This window comes from Idiomarina aminovorans (assembly GCF_023155095.1).
Taxonomy (GTDB): Bacteria; Pseudomonadota; Gammaproteobacteria; order Enterobacterales; family Alteromonadaceae; genus Idiomarina; species Idiomarina aminovorans.
This window is the reverse complement of the sequence record NZ_JAKNDA010000001.1, coordinates 289,805-312,625: the sequence shown is the minus strand read 5'-3', so window position 1 is coordinate 312,625 and position 22,821 is coordinate 289,805. Positions and strand designations below refer to the sequence as shown.

Here is a 22,821-nt window from a genome sequence, read left to right as displayed (position 1 = left end):
ATGGAACTCCCTTTCTCACAAGCTTGTGAAAACAATAAAGACTCTATACTTCGTATTCTTAACAAGGTTTTTGTGGACGCTACCCATGTTTTAGAAGTCGGAAGTGGTACCGGTCAACATGCGGTCTACTTTGCCGGGGCTCTTGCTCATTTAAAATGGCAGGCGAGTGATCAAAAGCCTTATTTACCGGGAATAGAAGTGCGAATTAAAAAGGAAGGTGTAAACAACCAGCCGCTACCGCTGGAGTTTGATGTTTTTAAAACAGTACCTAAAGGCCAATTCGACGCGTTGTTTACAGCAAACACTTGCCATATTATGCCGAAAGAAGGTGTTGAAGCGCTATTTAATCACCTCGGCGATAATCTGAAATCGGTGAGGTATTTATGCATTTACGGGCCATTTAATGACAACGGGCATTTTACCAGCGACAGCAACCGGGCATTTAATCAGTCTTTACAGGCTCGTGACAACCAAATGGGCATACGCGATAAACAATGGATCACTGAACTTGCCAGCCAGCGAGGGTTTAAATTGGAAAACACTCACGCTATGCCGGCAAATAATCAACTTCTGGAGTTTCAGCGTTAGCTTCTCAAGCCGGGGCTAACCTTTTTTTATTGAGTATTTGGAACAAGCCGTAACTCAACCCGGCGGTTTAAGGACAGTTGCTGGTTGTATTCTGCAGACCCGATGCTATCGGTATGACCCGCTATTAGCATGGTGGTCCTCTCATGCTTTTTCAGAACCCGCAAGTTCTCATGTCGACATTGTCATCGCTAAAACAAACTTTTTCATATCATTGACTCCATTAAAACAATTCATGCCGAAAAATTAGCATGCTGTAATAGAATCACTCAGATGATTTGCGGATTCTTTACTTAACGCTTTCCTCTTCTTGCGCTGCAGTGGTAACTTAAGGGAATAGTTGTAACCCACTTTTGTATTTTCATTGATATGACAATAACTGACGCTAGCAAAGCCCGTGAAATTCTTATGAGATTCCTGCGGGAAAATGCACCGGTAACCGTAATTACAGGCGCTGGCCTGAGTACTGACTCCGGCATTCCCGACTACCGGGATAGTAACGGAGAATGGAAGCGCACACCTCCGGTTCAACACCAGGATTACATGCGCAGCGAGGCGGTACGAAAAAGATATTGGGCCCGCAGTTTGTTTGGTTGGCCGGTTCTGTATCATGCGCAACCCAATTCTGCTCATTACGCTATTGCTAAATTACAACAACAAGGGCTTATTGGTACTATTATTACTCAGAATGTCGATGGACTGCACCAAAAAGCCGGCGCAGTTGATGTTATTAATTTACACGGATACGCTAACGACATGGTCTGTATGAGTTGCCGTGAAATAACTCCCAGACTTGAAATGCATGAGCGTTGTGTAGCCATGAACCCGGACTTTGTAGCTTTGGACGCCACCGCAGCACCTGACGGCGATGCCGATCTTGAAGCTGATTTTAACCGTTTCAGAATTGCCGACTGCCTTAGCTGCGGCGGCATTTTAAAACCCGACGTGGTCTACTTTGGTGACAACGTTCCACGGCCTCGTGTCGAAAAAGCCCAACAGCGGTTAGAGGACAGTAACGCTCTGCTTGCCATAGGTACATCTCTTATGGTTTTTTCCGGCTACCGCTTTGCACGGCAAGCCAGTCAAAATGACAAACCTATCGCACTGTTAACGCTGGGGAAAACACGTGCCGACGAGTTGGCCACTCTAAAACTGAATTGCGCTATCATGGACGTATTAGCATGAACTACTGGCAGTTATTAAAGCAGTACCCCGCTTTCTTAATGTTCGGCTTTATGGCGACCTTTGCCTCAAGCTTCGGGCAGACCTTTTTTATTTCCTTATTTGTTGATGATATTACCCAGTTGCATGATCTTAGCTACGGTCAGTTCGGTAGCTTATACGCCATTACTACTGCCGTTGGCGGGCTGTTTTTAATGCGCGTGGGAAAAAAGCTGGATTACATTCCGTTAAAACACTTTGCTCATTTTGTCATATTAGGGCTCGCCCTTTCCGCTGCACTCATGGCGTTATCAGCAAACTGGGTAGTACTCATAATTGCTATGTTTGGGTTACGTTTATTTGGCCAGGGACTGATGGGGCATATGGCTGTAACCAGCATGGGTCGATATTTTAATGAGCTACGGGGCCGAGCCGTTGCTTTTTCAGGAATAGGCTTTCCTGCTGGTGAAATCGTGTTGCCCGGCCTCGCTCTGTTGCTGCTTAGTCAGCTAGGATTCATTACTACCTGGTGGCTGATAACCGGCGTCATTATTATCGCATTCTGGCCATTACTAATAGCACTTCAGGCTCACCACCCTAAGGTTTCATTATCTAAAAAAAGCGATGATGCAACTGAAATTCCAGCGCCGGCAATGCTGCGCCAACGGGATATTATCAGAGACAAGAGTTTTCTGGGGGTTTTACCCGCCATGTTAGCTTTACCTTTTGTAATGACTGGCATTCTAATCAACCAGTTGTGGTTTGCTGAACAGCGCGGGTGGTCACTGGATGTTATTGCCGTTGGTATTGCTTTGTTCTCAATCAGCCGGGTTATTACTTCTGTCATTGCCGGCAGTTGGGTTGATAAATTAGGGTCATTTAAACTGATTGGGGTTAATATTCTGCCGGTTGCTGTCGGCCTGATAGCATTAACCTTTGTCGAAGCATTTTGGGGATGGTACACCTTTATGCTTCTGGGCGGTTTTAGTGCCGGGTTTAATTCGGCAATATCCGGAACGCTGTGGCCTGAAATATACGGAACCCGCAGTTTAGGAACGATTCGCGCTCTGTACCACTCGCTTATGATTTTTGCGACCGCAGCTGCGCCTATGCTCTTTGGTTACCTAATTGACTTAGGCGTTCCACTTTCATGGTGGTTACTCACGACCGTCGGCGCGCTGATTCTTGCCTGGATATGCGCACGCCTGGCTGTTAGCGGACTTTCACACAAGCGGCTTTGATAGCCTAACTTTTCTACCTTAAATGGTAAACTACTCGATAACTGAGAAATAGTTTCAAAGTATTAGGAGTTATTATGAAAGCAGTAATTTTGGATAACGACAGTTTAGGCGAGGGGGTGGATTTATCTGCTATCAAAGACCATGTTAGCGAACTGGTTTGCCACCCACTGACCTCTCCTGATCAAGTTGATGAACGGATTAAAGACGCCGACGTTGTTATCACCAACAAAGTAGTGCTGAATGAAGCTTCTTTAAAAAGCGGGAATCAGCTAAAATTGATTTGTGTGCTGGCTACCGGTATGAATAATATCGACCTAAAAGCAGCCGAAAAGCTTGGAATTCCGGTTAAAAACGTTGCCGCTTACGGAACCCCCAGTGTAGTGCAGCATACGCTGATGATGATGTTGTCACTGGCAACAAAAATGCCTGTTATGCAAAAACGTATGACTGCCGGCGACTGGCAAAATTCACCTCTGTTTACGCTACTTGATCCACCAACGTATCAACTTGAAGGCAAGCACCTGGTTATTGTTGGTTCCGGAGAGCTGGGGCAAGCAGTAAAAAAACAAACCGAAGCACTGGGTATGCGCGTGACATTTACCGCCCGCCCCGGAAAAACAGACGACTCACGCCCCAGTTTTGATGAATTACTGCCAGAGGCTGACGTTATCTCATTTCATTGCCCACTAACCGATGAAACAAAAGGTTTGCTTAACCGCGACAATATCCAGTGCTGCCAGTCTCATGTTTTAGTTATTAATAATGCCCGGGGCGGCGTTGCCAATGAGCGCGATGTGTTGGAGGCATTAGGTAAGGGGCAAATTGGCGGCTATGCAACCGATGTTCTGCCACAAGAACCACCTAAAGATGGCCACCCATTACTTAATGCTCTAAACGAGCCTTTAAATCTGATCGTAACGCCACATAACGCCTGGACATCGCCTGAAGCGCGGCAGCGTATTGTAGAGCTGACAGGAGAGAACATTAAAAGTACTCTTAATAAAGCTTAAAACTTATTTTTTGCGCAGTAAATAAGCGGTCTCGGTCGACGTCAGTTTCAATTCAAACACTTTCTCGTCGTCATTACCGACAAGGGTGGCTTCAATTGAAGCTACCTGTTCAAGTCATTAGAGGGCCACTTTCAGAACAAGCACCGGTAAATAAAGCCGTAATGGCCACAAAAGATAAACGCGTTAACATAAGTCCCCTTTGTTTTTTTATTTAATATGACCAAGCGCCCGTTTCTTCAATTAGAACACGCCCCTTTCCCTGAACCACTCGCAATACGCCAGATTCAAGTACGGTATAGGTGACATTACCATTTTCAAAACGGTAACCCAGGAAGCGACATGGTGATACTCCATCTGCACAGTGGGTATGCCAAGTTTTACCTTTTAATTCAATGCTATTACCCGACATTTTGGATACGCCCGTGTAACTCACGTTATCACAAGTCACAGACCCCTCTTTGCAATGTCTTTCTATCTCGATAATGTAATTTTCGGTGGTCAGTGTGGCAGCAGCACTCACGCTACAAAATGCGAAGGCACTCAATAACAGATAATTTTTCATCCAACTTCCCTTGAACGTGAAAGATAAAGTACCTTATCACGAACTCGTATCTGATTAATTGAAGGCACTGCAACGCAGTGCCTTCAATTGGCTTTACTCAGAAGCTTACGGTAACACCAAACCAGAAGTTTCTGGCTTTGTCTTTTACGTTGTAATCGTCGGTAAATACGACCTCGCTGACGGCACCACGCCCGGTAACATATTCAAACTCGCCATCACCATTAAGGTCGGTGTAAGTTGTTGAATAAGTCGTGAAGTCGCGATCCAATAAGTTGTTAATACGAAGGTTCAAATCAACCGAGTCAGTCAGTTTATAATTAGCGCCTAAGTTAAGCAGGCTATAGTTCTCAAAATACAGCTGCTTATCAATGGTGCTGTCATAGCCGCGGTAACGGTCAGAGCGAAGCTCGCCTTGCAGGTAAACGGTCAAAGCATCCGAAGCATTCCAGTTTAACCACAAGTTTGCCATGTGTTCGGCGGTATTGGTTAGCGGTAAGCCCGACTGACTGCCGCTTTTTTGTTCACTGTCGGTCCAGGTATAGTTACCTCTTACTGACCACGCGTCGCTAATTTCATAGCGCCCTGCCACTTCAACACCTTGAACATCGACTTCGTCGATATTAATGCTCTGTCGCCAGGAGTCGTAGCCCAATTGTTTATACTCACCTAAGTTGACACAAGGACGCACACCGCCCGTTGCTTCACAACTCAAAACCGTATCACCACGCCCAATTTTGTCGTCAAAGCGCGTACTGAAATAGGTGATATTAAAGTTGTGATCAGCAGTATCCGAATTCCAGTAAAGTGCTATTTCCGAATTAACACTGGTTTCAGGCTCTAGCTCCGGGTTCCCGGCGAATGGCATAGTCCCCTGCCCGCCAAAGCCAACAATACCGTCATATAAATCGGTTGTTTTTGGCGTTTTATAGCCGGTACTGACACCACCTTTAACAGTCCAGGCAGAGCTTAGGTTATAAACCGCATAAAGACGCGGCGATACCTGGCTGCCAAACACGTCATGCTTATCGTAACGAACTCCGCCGGTTAAGGTGAAATCAGCAACTGGCATCCAGTTGTCTTCCACAAACAACGAATACATTTTTTGCTCTTGAATTGCGCCAGCATTGCCTTCTTCAAGACCGAAAACACCGTCTTTGAGTTCGCCGTCAATTAACTGTCCTCCGACCACTAAATTATGATGCCCGCCAAAACCTGAAAAAGGCATATCCAGCTTTGCGTCCACTGTATACTGACTGCTGTCTAATGGGCGATCCGGTCGTGGCAGGAAAGTTTCTTCAGCAAGTGAACGACGCGCGTCTTCCGGCAAACCTGAATACTCACCGGTTCCGTCATACATTTCCTGTAGTAATAAACGTTCATTAACGCTTAACGGTAAGGTTCTGCCGTTGTTTTGGGTGTCAACGTAAGACACAGAAATCATACTTGAACCGAAAGACCACTCAGCATCGTGAGCCAGTGACCACCAGGTTCGATCAAAGGTTTGATCCGCCGCATAACCAGCACGGGGATTAACCTGACCGCCACGCGCCTGCCAGATAGATTCAATACTGTCTTTGGTGCCTAACGGATAAGTGATGGTATCGGTTTCTACATCATAAGAGGGTGTGTTGTCGTACGACTGGTGAGAGTCATCGTAGTCGAATTGAATATTATGATTTTTTGCAGGCGTATAAGAAATAGAGAAACCATAATGCTCATCTTTGTTATCGACGGTACGACCACCACTACCAAAGCCCAGTTGACGAACATGCACAGTGCCGTTTGGATCGACAGCGGGTGAAAATTCTGGCGAAGACGCTTGTTGGTCGTACAAGCTTGCGCGAACCCCCAAGCTTAATACATTATCAATCAATGGCCCGGTTGCAGTGAAATCCGTTGTAAAGTCGTCGCCAAAATTATCGTTTGTTTGTAGACTACGACCAAAGGTTATGGCACCTGTCCAATTCTCGGTATGATTTTTAGTAATAACATTGATGACACCACCCAGTGCATCTGCACCATACAAGGTCGATGCCGGACCACGTATGACCTCAATTCTGTCGATGGTTTCAAGTGGAGGAATATGATTGAAGGCGTTACCTCCAAAGTTGTTTGGGTAAATATTACCATGGTTGTTCTGACGAATACCGTCAACCAAAATTAACGTATAGTCACCGGTTAAACCGCGCATGCTGATGCTGCCCTGACCAGTTTTGTCGCGGCTTGTTCCTATATCGATACCTTCCTGATACTTCACCGCATCGAGCAGCGAGGTGAAAGAACGCGACCGAATTTCCTCATTGGTAATTACCGAAATGCTTGCGGGTGCTTCTGTCAGCTTTTGTTCAAAGCCAGAAGCCGTTACAACAATCCGTTCCATACCATCAGGAAGTTCAAGGTCACTAGCAACGGCGCTGGCGCCAAGGGTTGAGGCAATTACCGTGGCAACGGCGCTGGGTAAAAATTTCTCCATTTGTCATTGTCCTTAATTAGATTGGCTGAGCGGCTCAGTATCCTACAGAGGCTTCTTACGAATGTAAATACAAATAACAACAATTCGTATTTCAAAATAAATAGAAAACTACGTTGGGAATAGCTCCGTACACTCAATACAGACTTATTTCAGTAACAGGAGCGTGTTTTGACAGCTTTAGCTTTTGACGTTTACGGCACACTTATCGACACTCAAGGTGTCGTTTCTCTTTTAGAGTCATACCTTGACGAAGACAGCGCCCAGCAATTTTTAAACCGCTGGCGCGATAAGCAACTAGAATATTCATTTCGTCGCGGGCTTATGCAGCAGTATCAGGACTTTTCGGTCTGTACCAAAGACGCCCTTCAATTTACGAATAATGAACACAATGCGCCGTTAAGCGACGAGCAACAGGAGAGTTTACTGGAAGCATACAAAAGCCTCCCCGCATTTGACGATGTGAAAACAGCACTGAATAAATTAAATGCTGCCGGTGTCGAGTGCTTTGCATTTTCTAATGGCAGCACCAGTGCAGTAACCGAACTGCTCGAAAATGCAGAGCTCAGTAACTACTTTAAGGGGATAGTCAGTTGTGAAGACGTAAAAAGCTTTAAACCTAACCCCGATGTTTACCAGCATTTTCTCAGCAAAAGTGGCAGTCGTGAGCAAAATACCTGGTTAATATCCAGCAACAGCTTTGACATTATTGGGGCTCATGCAGCCGGCTGGAAAACAGCCTGGGTTAAACGCTCTAAAGAGGCCCAATTTGACCCATGGGGCGTTAACCCCACAATTACAGTGGGTTCGCTCACACAGTTAATTGAGAACATAAAGTAATATTAAAAACTGGACCCCGGCTGTTTAAGAAATTCCTTTTCTTCCGGGGTCGATTCACGCCCCAATATTTTATTCCGGTGTGGATAACGCCCAAATTGATCAATAATTTCTTTGTGTCTCACTTCAAAGTTGTAATTAGTTTCAAGGCCGGGTTGTTTGAACAATTGTACGGCCTGCTCATGAATCAACCTGGATTCGCTGTGCATATAAGGCATGTAGAGAAAGGCTTTTTCACTGGCATTCAATGATTTGTCCGCTCCTTTCACCACCGCCTCCTGCGCCAGAACTAATGCAACAGGGTCTTGTGTAAAGGCCTGCGGTTTATCCCGAAAAACATTTCGGGATAACTGATCTAACACAATAACCTCAGCCAGACGTCCATGTGCGGTTTCACGCCAATGCCAAAGCTCCCCGTTCGCGGCAGTGTTAAGCGTATGGGAAAAGCGTTTTTTAATGGTAGTGTCCAGTTCATTACTTTTGGCAAACCACTGCTTAGGTGTCAGTTCGTTAAACCAAAAATCCAGAATTTTCTGCGCGCTCATTGCCCCTTCCTCATTTTACTTAATAACCCGCTGAAAAGCTTGAAGAAGACGACTACGGCAACTTATTTCCAGTTCGTTTTAAACCAGGACATCATTTCGCCTTCAATGGCTTTCGCGTTTTTGCCGTAACGATGTTTTCCGCCTTCATATATCGAGAGCTTATGAGTGAAATCTTCTTTCTCAAGAACTTTGTTCAGCGCAATGCTGGACGCCACTGAAACTCGTTCGTCTTTGTCGCCATGTATCAACAAAATTGGAATGTCGTTATCAATCTCGTCCATCCAGAAAACAGCAGAACGCTTTCTTAGTTCAGCTTCTTTTTCTTCGTCATAATTTGGGATTCGCCCTTTATAAACTCGCTCCATCTCTGGACGGTGCTTTAAACCCTCAAGTAAATTGTACTGCCCGGCATAAAGAACAATAGCGTCAACGTCTAAACCCTGCTTTACCGCTAAAAGGGACTGCATGCCACCGCGGCTGGCACCAAATACGCCAATCTTTTCAGAGTTCACATTAGGGAAGTGTTCGAATAACTCTGGTAACGCAACAACGTCGTTGACATCAGCGCCGCCAAATTCATCTTTACCGGGGAGTTTAGGGTATATGCCACGATAATTAGACGCGAAAATAGCAATATTCTCATCTACGGCCAAACTAAAGAGCTGAAGGTAAACATTACCAAACACCCATGAACCATAACGAGCATTGCCACCTCTATTATTTATAATTACTGGTAAATCTGACTGGTCTTTTGGAGCAACATAGTAGCCCGTGGATACTGCATCATTAACTTTGTAAACTAACTCTTTACATTCAAGGATTTCCTGGTAATTTTGAAAATCTTCTTTTTTAAAAACTTTCTTCATATTCTTTAATCGTTGTTCAGAACCGGGTTCATTGGAAACTTTATCGGTAAGCATACTTATCCAGCTTTCATAACTCTCAAACGGGCCACTGAAGCAGTCGTTCGTTTTTAGTAACTCAACATCCAGTTCTGCTTGCGCAGGCATAGCAATAAAACCAGCTACCGTAACCAGTGTGAAGACAACGGTTTGTTTAATTATTTTTATCACTTTCTTTCTCCGACTTGTCGCTAAAAACATTTAATCAACACTTTTAACAAATTACTCTATAATGATTAAAATAACAAGGAAGTGCAAAACCGCCCCTTAAAAGGCCGTTATGGATAAATTTAAATTAAAAATTACGGCAGTGGCTGATACCCTTTCCAGTCTGGTACCAACGCCTGTTGTTCGCCGTCGAATTCAAGCGTCACGTAGTGGTTATCAACCAAATCAACGCACAAGCAGTCGTCCACCGCCAGTAAGTCGTCCTTATGAATTTGCTCAGCACCCGTTAAACCAGCCCTGGAAATCTGAGCGCGAGCCAGTTGCTTTGCGGATTGCGGTGAATCAGCAACCACAACGGTAAAGTCGTGATACTCAGCCAGCTTATTGGGAAAATAACCACCGAAGTTAACGAAGTACAAACGTTTTTTCGCCGGTTTCTCAGGCGCTTTAGAGGTAAGCTGAATGCGGTAACCATCGACATGGTGCAAATGAACAAAGCTATCCAGGTGCAGGCCTTTTTGTGTACCGAACCATCCTTTGCGAATAGCCTGGTAGGTATCTTCCATGCACTTACCCGCCACAAACCGGATATCGTGCAGCTCAATGTTTGCACCGGGGGCTGTGCCACCCACGTACACTAAAAACAGTTTGTTGTCGGTTTCGCTCATTATCTTTCCTTACTCATTGCCAATAAAACGAAACCGGGGTACATCATGGCCGTCTTGAGTCACCGTTTTCACGAACACATCAAAGGGGCTCACCCACAGCTTCTGCTCACCGTTCTCTTGTTCTCCGTACAGTGGCTGATAAAGCACCATCCACTCTTCGGTTTCACTATGCCGAGCGGTATCAATAACGCGGTAACGCCCACCTTTGTAATGTTCATAAATGCCGGGCTGTATGGTCATATTGGTTTGTTCCAATGCTTATGGTTACTAAAATACGTTAGAAGCATCCTACCAAAAGTCACGGTTAGGGTTTACTCATTTGCTTATGACTACCGAAAAATAATGGTTTGTGATTAGAGCGGTTAGCGGATAATCTGCTTTGTAACACTGACATAAAGGACTATAAAGTGCCTGAACTGATCCTACCCATCACTGAGCTTGAATCCAGTTACCGATGCTACATTCATGAGCTCGGCGACGAAGAAATAAACCGGTATTTAATTCATGCGTAAACTTAATCAGATTATCGCTTTGGCCTTTTTTTCTATCAGCTCATGCTTATTAGCCGCGTCAGAATTGTCTTTTGAAACACAGACACTGAAGCGGCCGTTAATGCCCGACTCTAAAATTACCTATCACCTCGGCTTAAGAGCAAAGCCCGCAAATAACCTATTACTCATATTACAAGGTTCTGACTGCCGGAGTGCATTAACAAACAACTCAATTAAAGAAGTTTTCCCCAAAGTACGACCCGACGCCGATGTTCTGCTCATTGAAAAATGGGGACTTAACTCGGGTACTGCTAGCTGCCCGCAAGCCTACATCAAGAATGATTCACCGTCGCAATGGGTAAATGACGCCAAACAGGTGCTTCAACACCTTAACGAAACTAAAAGTTACCAGTCAGTCTATGTTCTCGGCGGCAGCGAAGGCGCGGTTATTGCTGTTATGCTGCGCGAAGCGTTCTCTGGTATTACAGCAACTATCGCCTTTAATGGTGGCGGTAATTCATTTCAGAACGACATTGAGCACAATATAAAAGCATCCACACCTACAGAGGTTACAGCATCGGTGCTTAGTGAGTTTCGTAGATTTGCGGAGCAAGTAAAAACATCAAAAGAGCCTTTCGCAGTGAATTCAAGCCAGCATGGTTATAAATGGTGGAAAGAAATGCTTACCCTTGAACAGGCTAAGATTATAGAGCGCGGAACAACACCCCTGCTAATTGTTCAATCGGGCCAAGATGATTCGGTAGATCCAGAGCAAACCGATTTAATGATAGAAAGCTTGGATAGCTCTGAAAGCCTAGATTACCGTTTTTTTGAAAAACTTGACCATGGCTTACGAAAAGGCACTGGCAACACTATTGATGACTCGGCACTAGCCGCCATGACAGAATGGTTTCAGAAGCACTGAAAACGGCATGAGTTGCTGATATGAAGAAAAAAGAGAATAAAATACGTTCGACCATTTACTGGGCTCTGGTGCTTCAAGGTGGCTATATTATTGCAGCTACTGCAGTTAACTCCTTTCAACAAAGTGAGTTAACGCTACATACTTTAGAGTTTCAGGGTTTACTCATAGCTTTAATTATTTCGGCGCTTTACCACTGGCGAGCAACGCGCAAAGAGAAAGAGAAAAATGAGCAACCCTGATAGTTATCTTATGCTAAATGCAGCTTTAAAAGAGGACATTGCTAAGCTCGATTTCTGGAACCCGTAGTTTCTTCAATTTAAAACTAAGAGCACTCTCAATCAGTATCGTTATTTCAACTTCCGATCGGCACCAAATCACTTGATGGAACCGGAGTATCTTTCAATCTCGCTTTTTGAAGCTCTAATAGTTTATTGAGTAACATTTCAAGTTCACCATCAAAATTATCGAGTTGTGCTCTCGCGTCCATCAAGACATTTGTGGTTTGGCGAAGGTTTAGTAGCGCTAAATTAAACCAAACGCTTTCATCTGACTCGTTAATTTTTAGTGAATTTCTGTAAGCTGACTCGCTAGCCTGAAAGCGATATTGTCTAAAATAGATATTGCCAAGCAATTTCCAGCTTTTATCAGTTCCCAATCCTTTGCTATGAAGCCACTGCAAATGCTGTTCAGCTGACAAAAGATCGCCAGTTTTATACCATTCGACGGCCGACTCTATACTTTTCGTTCTTGTCTGCCTCTCCTGTACTGTTGCGCTGCAACCCAGGTTAAGTAAGCTCAATAACAATACTGCAATCGTAAGGCTTGCTTTCATTTCGCTCTCCATGCTTTTTAATAAATTTCAATTTCTTCCCTACCCACTTTTCTACCGGCCAAAAACTTCCGGACGCCATTTCAAGCAAACCATGCGCACCTTTAAAACGGGCTATTTCATTAGGGCAAACGAACCGACGAACTTCAATAATTGTATTCTCTTTATCTAGAGCAACAACATCGATAGGCTCTTTCATTCCCCATGTGTGAATTGACTTACAAAACGGGAACCAGAAGGCCTTGTCCGGCGCCGGTTGCTGTTCATTCATCATGCCGATCAATCGTTGGTGAAATTTTTTCATCACCTTCACTTTAGGCCATAAAACGACTTCCTTTTTATTCTTCACCCGAACCCTCCCTGGCTGAGTTGTACAATGACCGGTCCCAAAATAACGAGAAAATTAACCGGAAAAAAACAAGTTACCAGCGGAAATAATAGTTTAACCGGTGCTTCCTGTGCCCTTTTTTCAGCAGAATTAAGCAGTTCCTGCCGCAATTGATTGGCATAGAACCGTAATGACTTCGTAAGACTCGCCCCCTGTTGATACCCTTTAACTAACATCGAGCTCCATTCTTTAAGCTCATTAGCGTTATATCTTTCAGACAGCTCTTTCATCGATTGTGGAAAACTGGCTCCTCGTCGTAACCGGCTCAACATTGCCCTTATTTCACGCGCCAGAAGTAATTCACTGCATGAATCTGAAACTTTTTCCAACGCCGAAATAAGTGGTACACCTGAAGCGATCATCATTGAAATTAAGTCACAAAAATCCGGAAGCTGACGAACAGCAGCGCGGTTATTCCGCTTTTCTAAAGCTTTTTTTTTATTAATAACCATCAGCATAGACAGAGCGTAACTAGCAACAACCCACCAGGCTCCGGATATTAAATAGACACTGACGGACAAAACCAGCATTGCGACCCAAAAGAAAAATGATCGCGCTTCTCCGTTAAGAACCTCAATTAGCAAGTAGCTAGCAGTCCATTTTTTTACTTTTACAGGTAAAACGACAAATACAGCAGACATTAAGTTGTCTAGCTTTTCGCTCAACCCTAAAAACTGCCACAGTAACATTCCCCAAAAAATGAAACTTAGTGCCGCGATGAATATTAATACGGTGACTACGATCATTGCTCATCTTCCGGGTGCATAATGCGTTTTACCATCCAGCCACCAACTGCCATTAATACAAAGGCAACGGTCAGCATCAGAATGCCAATACGTGATTCTGTGAACAATGCTGTGTGTTCAGGTTTCATCCAACTTAAAAGAAAATAGAGGCCGACTGGCATTAATACTAAAATTTTAGCCTGCATTCTGGCTTGTGAAGTCAATGTTAACTGACGTTCTCTAAGGTGTTGTTGCTGCTGTAAATTATCAGCCAATCTCAAAAATAAGTCCGACTGCTGACCACCACTTTTCAAACCTAAGATTAAAGACTGAACAACCAATTTAATCGAAAACAGAGGCAGCCTAAGCTGCCATTGCTCCAGGCACTCGGTTAATGGTTTCCCCATCTTCTCTTGCCGCAATAGTTCATCCACTTCCTGCCCTAAGGGTGCCAGCATACTTCCTTTAAAGCTTTTCACTGCGGCTCCAACACTGGTCCCGCTTCTTATCTGATTACTGAGTGCAATCAACATCCCTGGTAATTGCTTTTCAATTTTAAGAAAACGTCGCTTTTTAAAATGTCGGTAGATAATCGGCGGGGCCAACAGCGTTATAGCAAAGGTGAAGGCAGCCCACTTGATATTGCTGTTTAACCAAATAACCAGCGGGAGTAGCACAGCTATGCTCAAGTAACCTCTGACCAGAATTTTCACCGGCATCCTTAAAAAGAATTCCTCTAAGGACTGAACCGTCGAAATTGTTAATTTGTCTTCAAATTTCTGATATTGCCTGGTGGTTAAATGAGAAAAGATCCATACCCAAAACAAACCGCTGATACTTATCAGCAGGACTATACTGGCGATGAACATAACTCGTCCCCCATCAGTGATTCCCATATTGCCTGACGATTTTCCTCGGTCTGCTCTTCTGCAAACTTGCACAGGGTCTGATTGCTGACTAAGGAACCTTGTGTATTATGCCGTTCAAACAATGGTGACAACTGAAGCACATCATCATCTATTCCAGCCACTTCGTTAATACTCAGAACAGCCCTTCTGCCATCCGAAAGACGAGCTATTTGAACAATAATGTCAACAGCGCTTGCAATCTGCTGCCGCAAAGCTGAAATAGGTAATTCTATTCCCGCCATCAGTACCATTATTTCCAAACGTCTTAATGCATCTCTGGCGCTATTTGCATGAACCGTACTGAGAGAGCCAGCATGACCTGTATTCATTGCCTGTAGCATATCTAAAGCCTCCGAACCCCGACACTCACCAACAACAAGTCTGTCGGGTCTCATCCGAAGTGCATTGATAACTAATTCTCGAATACTTATCTCACCCACGCCTTCTTGGTTTTTAGGTCTGGCTTCCAGACTAATGAGATTGTCGTGCTGCAATCGAAGCTCAGCCGCATCTTCAATCGTTAAAATTCTTTCATCTTCTGATATTTCCTGAGATAAGATATTTAATAGCGTCGTTTTTCCTGTTCCCGTGCCGCCGGACACAATAATATTTTGACGACAACGAACAGCCAGCTTTAGAAACTCAGCAGCTTTTTTAGTCAGAGAATCACCTAAAACTAAATCGTTAATGGTGAGAGATTTATTCGTGAACTTACGAATCGTCAGACATGAACCTTTAGTTGCAAGCGGCGCCAATACCGCGTTAACACGGGAGCCATCAGGTAAACGAGCATCCACCATTGGTGATGCTTCGTCGATATGCCGCCCTAAGGGCAGGACGATTTTGTCAATGGTACGACGTAATGAAACTTCATTGATAAATTGCTCTGAAGCTTTTTCGAGCCTTCCCGAACGCTCGACGTAAATATGTTCAAAACTATTCACCATAATTTCGCTGACTGAATCATCGGAAAGAAGCCTTTCAATAGGACCCAGGCCGATAACCTCCGCTACAGCGTCTTTTATCATATGGTCAGGAGCGGAGGTTTTTTCGGTTAAAAAAGACTCGGCATAACATCTTAACTCGCGCTCATTCATCTCCGCTATTAAAGGATCTCTGGCATCTAAATGCTCTTTAAGGTAATTGATAAGTGTCACTGGCGTCATCAGAATGTATCCCTTAACTGTAAAACTGACTTTTCTCGATACCAACTCCGCTTCTGCTCTCGTTTTTGCCGTTTATCGCGAAGCTTTTTCTCGGCGGTATCCATGCGCTCAGCGGTTACCATAATAACTAACTCAGTCGCCTGGTTTCTGTTCTGCTGACTCCTAAATGCATTTTCTACAATAGGTAATGAACCTAACCCGGGAATTTCATCGTCCTGCGCGGATTCATCTGTACTTAATAAGCCAGATAAAACCATCGTATCTCCGTCATTTGAGAGAAATACGGACTCTGTTCGCCGACTCAATATTCCTGGAACACCTGATACCGAAACAGCAGGATCAATATTACTCAGTTCCGCGTGTAGTTGAGTTTTTATTCTATTACCGTTTAAAACAACGGGCTCAATAATGAGCTTTATTCCGTATTCGCGAAAAGTAACATCCTGCATCCCTTGAGCCACAACTTGAGGAATTGGTAACTCGCCACCCGCAAGAAATGTTGCCTTTTCACCACTTTGCGTTGATAAAGTTGGATTAGCTAATAATTTTGCCAGTCCGCGGCGCTGCATGAGCATTAACTGGGAGTTTATTTCTGCATCCCATTCGAACAAACCTGATAACGCACTTGAAAAGGTTGGCCCACTGGTTGTCCCCTGCCAGCGAATTCCTATGTCTTCCAGGTACTGACGCTTAGTCTCAAAAATACTAACCTTTAATGTCAGCATGGGGGCTTCTTCTACAAAAGGTTCTGTTAAGTTCAGAACACCCTCGTGACTCTGAGAAAGTTTGACTAACTCGTTATAGTACCTCTCGGAGACCTCACCGCTCAGTATCGTTATCCCTGGCTTTTCTGTTTTTTGTAGTCCGCTTTCTGCCTCGACAATCGCATTAACACGGGCCTGTAAAGATTGCTCTAGTTTACCGGTTACGGTAACGCTCAGCTCCCGTAGCACTTCTCCGTGTTTAAGCCATATACCGGCCTCACCTTCATTTAAAGCTCTGACGACGGCCTGGGTATTACTCAGCACGTGAATATCCACAACAGTCTCGTCACTAATAAGAATATCAGTACCCGGCTCCATATTAATAACTTTGGTCTCTCCCTCCTGGAGGGAATAGCCTGAGTTATCAACACTGGCTAACGCTGGCAATACAATTAAGTTTAATAAGGTTAAAACGATACAGCATTTTAATTTTACTGAACCTTCCATGGTGCCACCTTGCTTTGTTTTAAATCTTCCGCCCAAACATTTAATTGAGATGATTGACGACCACGAGCCCATACCAGCATAGGCCGGCCCAGTGCCTGGGTAAAAGCTTTCACCTTTTGAGGAGCAATTAATAATGTCAGGGAATAAGAGCCATAACCTTCTTGCAGGCCATGAATTTCAAAAACTTCTATCTCACTAAAAGAAATGTACCGCTTAGACTGCTTGAAAGAGTCCCCGACAAAAGCAATATCGACAACATCTCCGGTTTTTAGCATTGCATTATGGTGCCCTAAATTATCCGTATTGACGGTTATGGCGTAATACCCATTAGGCAACTTTTCTGACAAACCGCTATTTGCACGACTCAGCAACACCCTTTGAGAAACTGGCTCACCAGGTCCGACTGCAGTACGAAGCTCCTGACCGATAACCAACCCCGCCGAATTCTCCATGTACCAATGGTCATTAATTAACTCTTCTGGGTACTTACGAACCAACAAATCATTTGCACCAAGAATTTTTCCTGCCTCTAGTTCTCTTGCAAACACAATAACACTCCCTGTATTTTTTGACGCGGCCTCCAGCCGTCGCGATGTCTCTTGTTGCAGATATTGATGAATTAAAAAGACTGTTACGACAGAAATCACTGAGCTAAAAACTACGGCAAAAATCCATTTCGCCTTTTTCGTCATGAACTCCCTCCTGGAATCAATACTAAATAGCGCCAAATAAAATAATAAAATGCTTTAGCTTCACGGCCTGTTTCAATCAAGTAATCAATAAGCGACAGCTGTTCTTCGGCAACCAATAAAACAGTCATGATTAAGAGCGAAATAATTAACCACTCAATCGACGCCTGACCACCCTGCCTTTGACTCATAAAACATGAACCAAAATCACGTATTCACCTTGCTCGGAAAAAATTAACCGACCGAAGTCTTCTTTGAATATCCAAACGTCATTCTCATTCTCGATGGATTGGAAAGAATCAACTTTTTGGCTGTAATACAACATCATTGAAGTCTGTAGTTGTTTAAGAGGGTACCTGGCTAAATAGACCCAAACCTTTTTCCCATTACTTTCATGTTCAGAAATTGGAGTAAATGGACCTTTTAACAACTTATCTCTAGGTGGAAAACCACTCATCGGCATTAACACCCATTGCTCATTTTCAACCTCAAATAAAGTCCAGTCCGTACCGTCTATAGGGCAAAGCCAAAAAATAGTTTTTCCGCCCGGACAATATGGATAAAACTGCTGCAATGCATCCCAGTCCGGAATCTTCGGCTTTTCTAAAAAGTGAGCATTAACGTTAATAGAGGAACTAATCGGTTGCTCTACCCAATCCCAATCATCTAAAACTACTGGTAAATCCATAATTATTTCCTTTCCTGATATGCTTCTGGAGGAACAATGTCAGGTGAAATCGTTCCAAATACTAACGAGTCTGAATGAAGCTCTTCAGCTAAAAAAAGCCAGCTAATTCCATCTTGAACTAATCGAGTTACATCCCCCGACAACGCACTATTTACAACCAGTGATGCCGGTCTGCTTGATAACTCAGAAGCAGTTCGCGCTTGCCAACTATCGTTTAACCTAACCATTGGGTATAAATTTGGCTCATCTAACGACCTTAGTGCTCGTAAATTTTTCCCTTCAAGGTTTACCGGTAAAATTTTGTTTAAAGGTCTAAAAAATATTCCTGTACGCTCATTTAGACGATAATTACCTGACAAGACTGTTTTCTCATCATTTCGGACTTTTTCCCAAATTGCTTTTCGCGCAGCTATTAAGTTATATGTATTGCTCTCAACAGCAGGAATAAGTGCTTGGTGTAAAGATAGATAAACAATTATCAATGCTCCCACCGACAGCAAAACTTCAACGACTGCCTGCCCCTTATTTTTAGAATGCATCACGGCCTAGAATCCCTATTTTGTCTTCGTCAGCGATAAGGACTAAGTCAGCTTCCCACAACGCATTGAATAAGTTATCAGTCTCTGCACGTTCATCACCTCGGGGAAAAACTTGACTCGGTCGACTAAAACTCGTTTTTGCTTTAGCGAAAGCTGCTTGGCTATCCAATTCTATTTTTACTATGACGGTGTCCATACTCATATTTAAAAAGTTGCTCAACCGCATAAAGCTAAAGCTATCGGTGTTATCATTAAAAGTTCCCATCTGAGCCAATCCCATCCCGGAAGACATTGAATTACTTCGGAAGGCGCCGCCGTAACCAGAGCGCTTGTAGCGTCGCTTGTTCTGGGCTTTAGCTCCCCAACCTAATGGCAGTTGTTCTCTAAAACTTCCAATTAGCCAACGCCGCCCATGCAGTGATACTGAATCCAAAGCATGCCAGTCCCATCCGCCATTTTTGTTCCTCGATAATTCAGTTCCACCACGTTTCACAATTTTATGAGTGAATACGTTAATCCAGTTGTATCCGCGGCTTTTACTGAAAGGGTCCAGGCTTTTTAAAGTCAGTTCTTCCAATTCTTTCGATTCACTTTCATCATCGGTATTACGTACTTCGGTTTTTCGCCACCAAAGGCTGGGAAATGGAGCAATACCACCGCCTTGATAGGCGTCCCAACTAAGCTCTTCCGAATGTTTTGAAACAATGTCCTGAATGAGCAGCGGTAGCTCTATAACAAAACTGGCATCCAGAAGTCGCTGAGCGGTAGATATGCCTTGTATAACAGCAGATTGAAAACGGATAAGAGTCCGAACTACCTGTTCAAAACCTCCCTCAATACGATCTAAAACCGTAGACAAGGCTCGGGTAATTTGTCCCAAATAAGGGATGAATGATGTCACTGCTTCAAGATTATCAGCGGTTCTATCCAACATTGCTAAGTAACTGGCCAGCCCAACCCATTGAGCAATGGCGACCTGATTCCCGATAAGCGCACGGTTGGTTAATGCTAAGAAATTCATCTGGCGCGACATAGCTACGGCGGCGCTGTATGAAGCGTTATCAGCAACGCTTTGCAAGTACCACTGGCGACGGGCGTGTTTACCCATGTCAGTCACAGCAAACAGTAAAAGCGATACCAATAGCAGCACCCCGACCATTAAAATCAGGGTCTGCCCTTTTACTCGTGAATTAAAACTTCCCAAAGCGACCATTATTGCTCACCTTGCTCCGTCGCCTCATCATAGTTGCCAAGATTCACATCCGTATTAGCGACGGTACCTGCTCGCCGTGATGATTGTCTTGCCCGATTGAGTTGTTGAGACGATGACTGCCCAGTCATTTCTTGAGCAAGACCGGCAACCTGATTACGGATAGACTGACCGAAAAGCGAGTAGACACCTATGGCTGCGACAGCAATTAGAGCGACAATGATGATGTATTCCGTCATTCCCTGACCACGATAACGCCGAGCAAAACCCGTATTCATAATCCCCTCCTGATAAATAATTCGACGCCATAATTAGCGTAGAAGTCAGGAAGTATAGACCGGGTTTTAGCAAGTCAGATCAGAAGTAGCAAATGTCTTACTCAATATTGAGATATTTATGCATCTGCACGGAAAGGCGCCAGTTGCGAGCTATGCAGGTTTTCATGGCAAGCTCGGTGGCCCTTGGGCGCTGGCTTATGGGTTGCAGGCAAATAATAGCGTCTGTTTTGGGTGGGCAGCGTTTGAGTAAGGAGTCTAACGCGTCTATGTGCTTTTGCATGGCTACGGGGTGCTTTATTTCATTAGCGCGGGCCATGCAGTCCGGGCGTACCAGGTAGCCGCCGGGCATATCCAGCTTAGGCGATACCGTTACCCAGGTATTGTCGGTCACTTTTAGCTCAAAGGTACCGCTGGTTTCTATTTGCAGCTGATAGCCTTTGGCTTCTAAAGCTTGGCCCAGCGGCAGCAAGTCAAACATAGCGGGCTCGCCGCCGGTAATTACTACGTGTTTGGCGGCGTAACCTTCTTGTTCAAAGCGCGCAGTAATGTCTACGGCGCTCATTTCTGCCCATTTTGATGAAGCTTCAGTTTTTGCCATCATCGCGTCAACGCTCACCAGATCACTCTGGTTGGTCTCCCAGGTATGCTGGGTGTCGCACCAGGGGCAGCCCACGGGGCAACCCTGCAAACGCAGAAAAATGGACGGCACACCGGTAAAGGTGCCCTCGCCTTGCAAGGTCTCAAAAATTTCGTTGATGCGGTAAGACATAGCTTCCGTTAAAATGGCTTTCGTTAAAAGGACAGATGCGGATTATACGGGGAGTTACAACATGTCGCAAAAGGTCGTTGTTATTTATTCAGGCGGAATGGACTCATTTACCGTTTTGCACAAAGCCCTGGCAGAGGGTAAAGAAGTGCTGGCACTGTCGTTTAACTACGGCCAACGCCATGTAAAAGAATTGGAAGTTGCGGCTAACGTCTGCAAACAGCATGGAATATCTCACAAAGTAGTAGATATTACCGCGATTAACTCGCTGCTTTCGGGCAGCTCGCTGACCGACGACATCGACATACCCGAAGGCCACTACGAAGAAGAGTCAATGAAATCCACCGTGGTGCCAAACCGCAATATGATTCTGTTGTCGCTGGCCATTGGCTATGCGGTATCTGAAGAAGCCTCTGCGGTGTATTACGGCGCCCATTCAGGCGACCACGCCATATACCCGGACTGTCGTCCTGAATTTGTGCGGCAAATGGATGTAGTCAGTAAAATGGCTAACTACGAGCCGGTAGCCGTGCATGCACCTTATTTAGACGTGGATAAAAACGCGATTCTGGCCGATGGCTTAAAAATGGGACTGGATTACAGCCAGACATGGACCTGCTACAACGGCCGTGACAAGGCCTGCGGTAAGTGCGGTGCCTGCCAGGAACGGTTACAGGCCTTCGCTGCCAACGGCATTGAAGACCCCATTCCTTATGAATAAAGAGTTACGAATAAAAAGTTTCGAATAAGAGCCTACAACCAGCGCTGGGCTTGTTCCCAGCGCTCAGTGCGTTTTAACGCATCCAGCGAAACCGCCGGTGACGACATCAGCATACGCTGCACCCGTTGTGCGCTCTCTGGTTCGGTTGCCGGTAACTTAGCATCTAATACCTGTAGTGCGCCTGCCCGGTCATTACACACGAGTGTCATATCGCAACCGGCTTTTAACGCGGCTTTTGCCCGCTGCTGCATATCGCCTGCTACCGTTGCGCCCTGCATGGACAAATCATCGCTAAATATGGTGCCGTTAAACTGTAGTTCGTTACGCAATATTTGCTGTAACCAGAACTCGCTAAAGCCCGCCGGTTGCGGGGCTATTTGCGGATAAATAACGTGCGCCGGCATAATACCGTCCAGCTTCTGGCTTAATGACAAAAACGGTTTTAAGTCATGCGCCCGAATTTGCTCTAACGTACGGTCATCTTCCGGAATGGCAATGTGCGAGTCGGCCTGCACCGAGCCATGACCCGGAAAGTGTTTACCGGTACAGGCCATACCGGCTTCGTGCATACCTTCAATAAAGGACGACGCCAGCTTAGAAATTTCCGACGGTACAGCAGAGAACGCGCGGTCGCCAATGACGTCGCTGCAGTCGTCAACGTCCAGCACCGGTGCAAAGCTGATATCAATGCCCACGGCCTGAACTTCGGCAGCCATTAACCAGCCTAAATCCCGGGCGGCACGCTGGCGTTCGTCTTCGTTCTCAATTTTTTGCAGTGAACCCATAGGTGGAATGGCACTGAACCCCTGGCGAAATCGCTGCACGCGTCCGCCTTCATGGTCCACTGCTATTAACAGCGGCTTAGCTGCCGCCACCCGCGCTTCACCGGTTAATTCCTGAAGCTGTTCTAACGATGCAAAATTCCGCGTAAATAAAATAAGTCCGTTAACTGAGGGCTCTGCCAGTAATTTTTTATCGTCAGCGGTCAGCTCAGTGCCCGCAATATCTACCATTAGTTGTGCCATAACAGTGGCTGTCTCGTTTGGTTTTTAATAGTCAGCAGTTTGCCATGAGTTCAGTAAAGACGCCATGTTCACTATTTATCTTTTCGCTTGCTGTGCTAAATTAACATTTTTAC

At 44.9% G+C, this 22,821-nt stretch carries 28 protein-coding genes; 8 read left to right on the top strand and 20 right to left on the bottom strand.

What is annotated here, in order from left to right; all coding sequences use genetic code 11:
• From L8G48_RS01555 to L8G48_RS01540, 4 genes are all read left to right on the top strand, one after another.
• Nucleotides 1-588, top strand: coding sequence for a DUF938 domain-containing protein (locus tag L8G48_RS01555; protein WP_248262854.1), 588 nt, complete (start codon nucleotides 1-3; stop codon nucleotides 586-588).
• A 405-nt stretch (nucleotides 589-993) separates the two neighbouring features.
• Nucleotides 994-1,770 (top strand): NAD-dependent protein deacetylase, encoded by a 777-nt coding sequence (locus L8G48_RS01550; protein WP_248262853.1) that lies wholly within the window; start codon nucleotides 994-996, stop codon nucleotides 1,768-1,770.
• Nucleotides 1,767-2,987, top strand: coding sequence for an MFS transporter (locus L8G48_RS01545; protein ID WP_248262852.1), 1,221 nt, complete (start codon nucleotides 1,767-1,769; stop codon nucleotides 2,985-2,987). Before L8G48_RS01550 ends, L8G48_RS01545 begins: the two co-directional genes overlap by 4 nt.
• Before the next feature lie 74 nt (nucleotides 2,988-3,061).
• Nucleotides 3,062-3,997: a D-2-hydroxyacid dehydrogenase gene (locus L8G48_RS01540; RefSeq protein WP_248262851.1), complete on the top strand. Its 936-nt coding sequence runs from the start codon at nucleotides 3,062-3,064 to the stop codon at nucleotides 3,995-3,997.
• 211 nt (nucleotides 3,998-4,208) lie between these two features.
• Here L8G48_RS01540 and L8G48_RS01535 read toward each other — a convergent pair whose 3' ends face one another.
• Nucleotides 4,209-4,559, bottom strand: coding sequence for a hypothetical protein (locus L8G48_RS01535; RefSeq protein WP_248262850.1), 351 nt, complete (start codon nucleotides 4,557-4,559; stop codon nucleotides 4,209-4,211).
• 97 nt (nucleotides 4,560-4,656) lie between these two features.
• Nucleotides 4,657-7,032, bottom strand: a complete 2,376-nt coding sequence (locus L8G48_RS01530; RefSeq protein WP_248262849.1) for a TonB-dependent receptor domain-containing protein — start codon at nucleotides 7,030-7,032, stop codon at nucleotides 4,657-4,659.
• 168 nt (nucleotides 7,033-7,200) lie between these two features.
• Here L8G48_RS01530 and L8G48_RS01525 point away from each other — a divergent pair, with 168 nt between their 5' ends.
• Nucleotides 7,201-7,869, top strand: a complete 669-nt coding sequence (locus L8G48_RS01525; protein ID WP_248262848.1) for a haloacid dehalogenase type II — start codon at nucleotides 7,201-7,203, stop codon at nucleotides 7,867-7,869.
• A 2-nt stretch (nucleotides 7,870-7,871) separates the two neighbouring features.
• On the opposite strand, the gene L8G48_RS01520 is transcribed toward L8G48_RS01525, so the two are convergent.
• The 4 genes from L8G48_RS01520 to L8G48_RS01505 form a co-directional block, all read right to left on the bottom strand.
• Nucleotides 7,872-8,411, bottom strand: coding sequence for a DUF924 family protein (locus L8G48_RS01520; RefSeq protein ID WP_248262847.1), 540 nt, complete (start codon nucleotides 8,409-8,411; stop codon nucleotides 7,872-7,874).
• A 62-nt stretch (nucleotides 8,412-8,473) separates the two neighbouring features.
• The gene (locus tag L8G48_RS01515; RefSeq protein WP_248262846.1) at nucleotides 8,474-9,484 is read right to left on the bottom strand and encodes an alpha/beta hydrolase family protein; all 1,011 of its coding nucleotides are present in this window, start codon (nucleotides 9,482-9,484) and stop codon (nucleotides 8,474-8,476) included.
• Nucleotides 9,485-9,615: 131 nt separating this feature from the next.
• Entirely contained in the window at nucleotides 9,616-10,149 is a 534-nt protein-coding gene (locus tag L8G48_RS01510; protein WP_248262845.1) for a DUF1543 domain-containing protein, read from the bottom strand.
• Between the two features lie 9 nt (nucleotides 10,150-10,158).
• Entirely contained in the window at nucleotides 10,159-10,389 is a 231-nt protein-coding gene (locus L8G48_RS01505; RefSeq protein ID WP_248262844.1) for a DUF1653 domain-containing protein, read from the bottom strand.
• A gap of 264 nt (nucleotides 10,390-10,653) precedes the next feature.
• Here L8G48_RS01505 and L8G48_RS01500 point away from each other — a divergent pair, with 264 nt between their 5' ends.
• Together L8G48_RS01500 and L8G48_RS01495 are read left to right on the top strand one after the other, a co-directional pair.
• On the top strand, nucleotides 10,654-11,565 hold the full coding sequence (locus L8G48_RS01500; protein ID WP_248262843.1) for a prolyl oligopeptidase family serine peptidase: 912 nt from the start codon (nucleotides 10,654-10,656) through the stop codon (nucleotides 11,563-11,565).
• A gap of 20 nt (nucleotides 11,566-11,585) precedes the next feature.
• On the top strand, nucleotides 11,586-11,804 hold the full coding sequence (locus L8G48_RS01495) for a hypothetical protein (protein ID WP_248262842.1): 219 nt from the start codon (nucleotides 11,586-11,588) through the stop codon (nucleotides 11,802-11,804).
• Between the two features lie 113 nt (nucleotides 11,805-11,917).
• Here the strand turns inward: L8G48_RS01495 and L8G48_RS01490 are convergent, their stop codons facing one another.
• The 13 genes from L8G48_RS01490 to queE all read right to left on the bottom strand — a co-directional run bounded on the left by L8G48_RS01490 (nucleotide 11,918) and on the right by queE (nucleotide 20,965).
• Nucleotides 11,918-12,397, bottom strand: a complete 480-nt coding sequence (locus tag L8G48_RS01490) for a tetratricopeptide repeat protein (RefSeq protein ID WP_248262841.1) — start codon at nucleotides 12,395-12,397, stop codon at nucleotides 11,918-11,920.
• Entirely contained in the window at nucleotides 12,351-12,743 is a 393-nt protein-coding gene (locus tag L8G48_RS01485; RefSeq protein WP_248262840.1) for a DUF192 domain-containing protein, read from the bottom strand. The genes L8G48_RS01490 and L8G48_RS01485 overlap by 47 nt, the downstream gene beginning before the upstream one ends.
• Nucleotides 12,740-13,528, bottom strand: coding sequence for a type II secretion system F family protein (locus L8G48_RS01480; RefSeq protein WP_248262839.1), 789 nt, complete (start codon nucleotides 13,526-13,528; stop codon nucleotides 12,740-12,742). Before L8G48_RS01480 ends, L8G48_RS01485 begins: the two co-directional genes overlap by 4 nt.
• On the bottom strand, nucleotides 13,525-14,040 hold the full coding sequence (locus L8G48_RS01475) for a type II secretion system F family protein (protein ID WP_282444589.1): 516 nt from the start codon (nucleotides 14,038-14,040) through the stop codon (nucleotides 13,525-13,527). The genes L8G48_RS01480 and L8G48_RS01475 overlap by 4 nt, the downstream gene beginning before the upstream one ends.
• 317 nt (nucleotides 14,041-14,357) lie before the next feature.
• Entirely contained in the window at nucleotides 14,358-15,581 is a 1,224-nt protein-coding gene (locus tag L8G48_RS01470) for a TadA family conjugal transfer-associated ATPase (protein WP_248262837.1), read from the bottom strand.
• Nucleotides 15,581-16,792 (bottom strand): type II and III secretion system protein family protein, encoded by a 1,212-nt coding sequence (locus tag L8G48_RS01465; protein ID WP_248262836.1) that lies wholly within the window; start codon nucleotides 16,790-16,792, stop codon nucleotides 15,581-15,583. Before L8G48_RS01465 ends, L8G48_RS01470 begins: the two co-directional genes overlap by 1 nt.
• Nucleotides 16,777-17,484: a Flp pilus assembly protein CpaB gene (cpaB, locus tag L8G48_RS01460; protein ID WP_248262835.1), complete on the bottom strand. Its 708-nt coding sequence runs from the start codon at nucleotides 17,482-17,484 to the stop codon at nucleotides 16,777-16,779. Before cpaB ends, L8G48_RS01465 begins: the two co-directional genes overlap by 16 nt.
• Entirely contained in the window at nucleotides 17,481-17,672 is a 192-nt protein-coding gene (locus L8G48_RS01455; RefSeq protein ID WP_248262834.1) for a hypothetical protein, read from the bottom strand. Before L8G48_RS01455 ends, cpaB begins: the two co-directional genes overlap by 4 nt.
• Nucleotides 17,669-18,169 carry a hypothetical protein gene (locus L8G48_RS01450; RefSeq protein ID WP_248262833.1) on the bottom strand — a complete coding sequence of 167 codons (501 nt, stop codon included), beginning with the start codon at nucleotides 18,167-18,169 and terminating at the stop codon, nucleotides 17,669-17,671. The genes L8G48_RS01455 and L8G48_RS01450 overlap by 4 nt, the downstream gene beginning before the upstream one ends.
• 2 nt (nucleotides 18,170-18,171) lie before the next feature.
• Nucleotides 18,172-18,708 carry a hypothetical protein gene (locus tag L8G48_RS01445; protein WP_248263324.1) on the bottom strand — a complete coding sequence of 179 codons (537 nt, stop codon included), beginning with the start codon at nucleotides 18,706-18,708 and terminating at the stop codon, nucleotides 18,172-18,174.
• Nucleotides 18,698-19,921, bottom strand: coding sequence for a pilus assembly protein TadG-related protein (locus L8G48_RS01440; RefSeq protein ID WP_248262832.1), 1,224 nt, complete (start codon nucleotides 19,919-19,921; stop codon nucleotides 18,698-18,700). The genes L8G48_RS01445 and L8G48_RS01440 overlap by 11 nt, the downstream gene beginning before the upstream one ends.
• Nucleotides 19,921-20,196, bottom strand: a complete 276-nt coding sequence (locus tag L8G48_RS01435) for a Flp family type IVb pilin (protein WP_248262831.1) — start codon at nucleotides 20,194-20,196, stop codon at nucleotides 19,921-19,923. The genes L8G48_RS01440 and L8G48_RS01435 overlap by 1 nt, the downstream gene beginning before the upstream one ends.
• 97 nt (nucleotides 20,197-20,293) lie before the next feature.
• Nucleotides 20,294-20,965: a 7-carboxy-7-deazaguanine synthase QueE gene (gene queE / locus L8G48_RS01430; protein ID WP_248262830.1), complete on the bottom strand. Its 672-nt coding sequence runs from the start codon at nucleotides 20,963-20,965 to the stop codon at nucleotides 20,294-20,296.
• A 61-nt stretch (nucleotides 20,966-21,026) separates the two neighbouring features.
• Here queE and queC point away from each other — a divergent pair, with 61 nt between their 5' ends.
• On the top strand, nucleotides 21,027-21,683 hold the full coding sequence (gene queC, locus L8G48_RS01425) for a 7-cyano-7-deazaguanine synthase QueC (protein ID WP_248262829.1): 657 nt from the start codon (nucleotides 21,027-21,029) through the stop codon (nucleotides 21,681-21,683).
• A 32-nt stretch (nucleotides 21,684-21,715) separates the two neighbouring features.
• On the opposite strand, the gene nagZ is transcribed toward queC, so the two are convergent.
• The gene (gene nagZ, locus L8G48_RS01420; protein ID WP_248262828.1) at nucleotides 21,716-22,708 is read right to left on the bottom strand and encodes a beta-N-acetylhexosaminidase; all 993 of its coding nucleotides are present in this window, start codon (nucleotides 22,706-22,708) and stop codon (nucleotides 21,716-21,718) included.
• Between the last annotated feature and the right edge of the window lie 113 nt (nucleotides 22,709-22,821).

Excerpts from the sequence above, each read along its gene's own strand:
- L8G48_RS01465 (WP_248262836.1), bottom strand. The coding sequence starts at position 16,792 with ATGGAAGGTTCAGTAAAATTAAAATGCTGTATCGTTTTAACCTTATTA.
- cpaB (WP_248262835.1), bottom strand. The coding sequence starts at position 17,484 with ATGACGAAAAAGGCGAAATGGATTTTTGCCGTAGTTTTTAGCTCAGTG.
- L8G48_RS01520 (WP_248262847.1), bottom strand. The coding sequence starts at position 8,411 with ATGAGCGCGCAGAAAATTCTGGATTTTTGGTTTAACGAACTGACACCT.
- L8G48_RS01445 (WP_248263324.1), bottom strand. The coding sequence starts at position 18,708 with ATGCATTCTAAAAATAAGGGGCAGGCAGTCGTTGAAGTTTTGCTGTCG.
- L8G48_RS01505 (WP_248262844.1), bottom strand. The coding sequence starts at position 10,389 with ATGACCATACAGCCCGGCATTTATGAACATTACAAAGGTGGGCGTTAC.
- L8G48_RS01550 (WP_248262853.1), top strand. The coding sequence starts at position 994 with ATGAGATTCCTGCGGGAAAATGCACCGGTAACCGTAATTACAGGCGCT.
- L8G48_RS01450 (WP_248262833.1), bottom strand. The coding sequence starts at position 18,169 with ATGGATTTACCAGTAGTTTTAGATGATTGGGATTGGGTAGAGCAACCG.
- L8G48_RS01535 (WP_248262850.1), bottom strand. The coding sequence starts at position 4,559 with ATGAAAAATTATCTGTTATTGAGTGCCTTCGCATTTTGTAGCGTGAGT.
- L8G48_RS01555 (WP_248262854.1), top strand. The coding sequence starts at position 1 with ATGGAACTCCCTTTCTCACAAGCTTGTGAAAACAATAAAGACTCTATA.
- queE (WP_248262830.1), bottom strand. The coding sequence starts at position 20,965 with ATGTCTTACCGCATCAACGAAATTTTTGAGACCTTGCAAGGCGAGGGC.
- L8G48_RS01495 (WP_248262842.1), top strand. The coding sequence starts at position 11,586 with ATGAAGAAAAAAGAGAATAAAATACGTTCGACCATTTACTGGGCTCTG.
- L8G48_RS01500 (WP_248262843.1), top strand. The coding sequence starts at position 10,654 with ATGCGTAAACTTAATCAGATTATCGCTTTGGCCTTTTTTTCTATCAGC.
- L8G48_RS01480 (WP_248262839.1), bottom strand. The coding sequence starts at position 13,528 with ATGATCGTAGTCACCGTATTAATATTCATCGCGGCACTAAGTTTCATT.
- L8G48_RS01440 (WP_248262832.1), bottom strand. The coding sequence starts at position 19,921 with ATGGTCGCTTTGGGAAGTTTTAATTCACGAGTAAAAGGGCAGACCCTG.
- L8G48_RS01475 (WP_282444589.1), bottom strand. The coding sequence starts at position 14,040 with ATGTTGATTGCACTCAGTAATCAGATAAGAAGCGGGACCAGTGTTGGA.
- L8G48_RS01540 (WP_248262851.1), top strand. The coding sequence starts at position 3,062 with ATGAAAGCAGTAATTTTGGATAACGACAGTTTAGGCGAGGGGGTGGAT.
- L8G48_RS01490 (WP_248262841.1), bottom strand. The coding sequence starts at position 12,397 with ATGAAAGCAAGCCTTACGATTGCAGTATTGTTATTGAGCTTACTTAAC.
- L8G48_RS01435 (WP_248262831.1), bottom strand. The coding sequence starts at position 20,196 with ATGAATACGGGTTTTGCTCGGCGTTATCGTGGTCAGGGAATGACGGAA.
- nagZ (WP_248262828.1), bottom strand. The coding sequence starts at position 22,708 with ATGGCACAACTAATGGTAGATATTGCGGGCACTGAGCTGACCGCTGAC.
- L8G48_RS01455 (WP_248262834.1), bottom strand. The coding sequence starts at position 17,672 with ATGAGTCAAAGGCAGGGTGGTCAGGCGTCGATTGAGTGGTTAATTATT.
- L8G48_RS01545 (WP_248262852.1), top strand. The coding sequence starts at position 1,767 with ATGAACTACTGGCAGTTATTAAAGCAGTACCCCGCTTTCTTAATGTTC.
- L8G48_RS01470 (WP_248262837.1), bottom strand. The coding sequence starts at position 15,581 with ATGACGCCAGTGACACTTATCAATTACCTTAAAGAGCATTTAGATGCC.
- L8G48_RS01510 (WP_248262845.1), bottom strand. The coding sequence starts at position 10,149 with ATGAGCGAAACCGACAACAAACTGTTTTTAGTGTACGTGGGTGGCACA.
- L8G48_RS01530 (WP_248262849.1), bottom strand. The coding sequence starts at position 7,032 with ATGGAGAAATTTTTACCCAGCGCCGTTGCCACGGTAATTGCCTCAACC.
- queC (WP_248262829.1), top strand. The coding sequence starts at position 21,027 with ATGTCGCAAAAGGTCGTTGTTATTTATTCAGGCGGAATGGACTCATTT.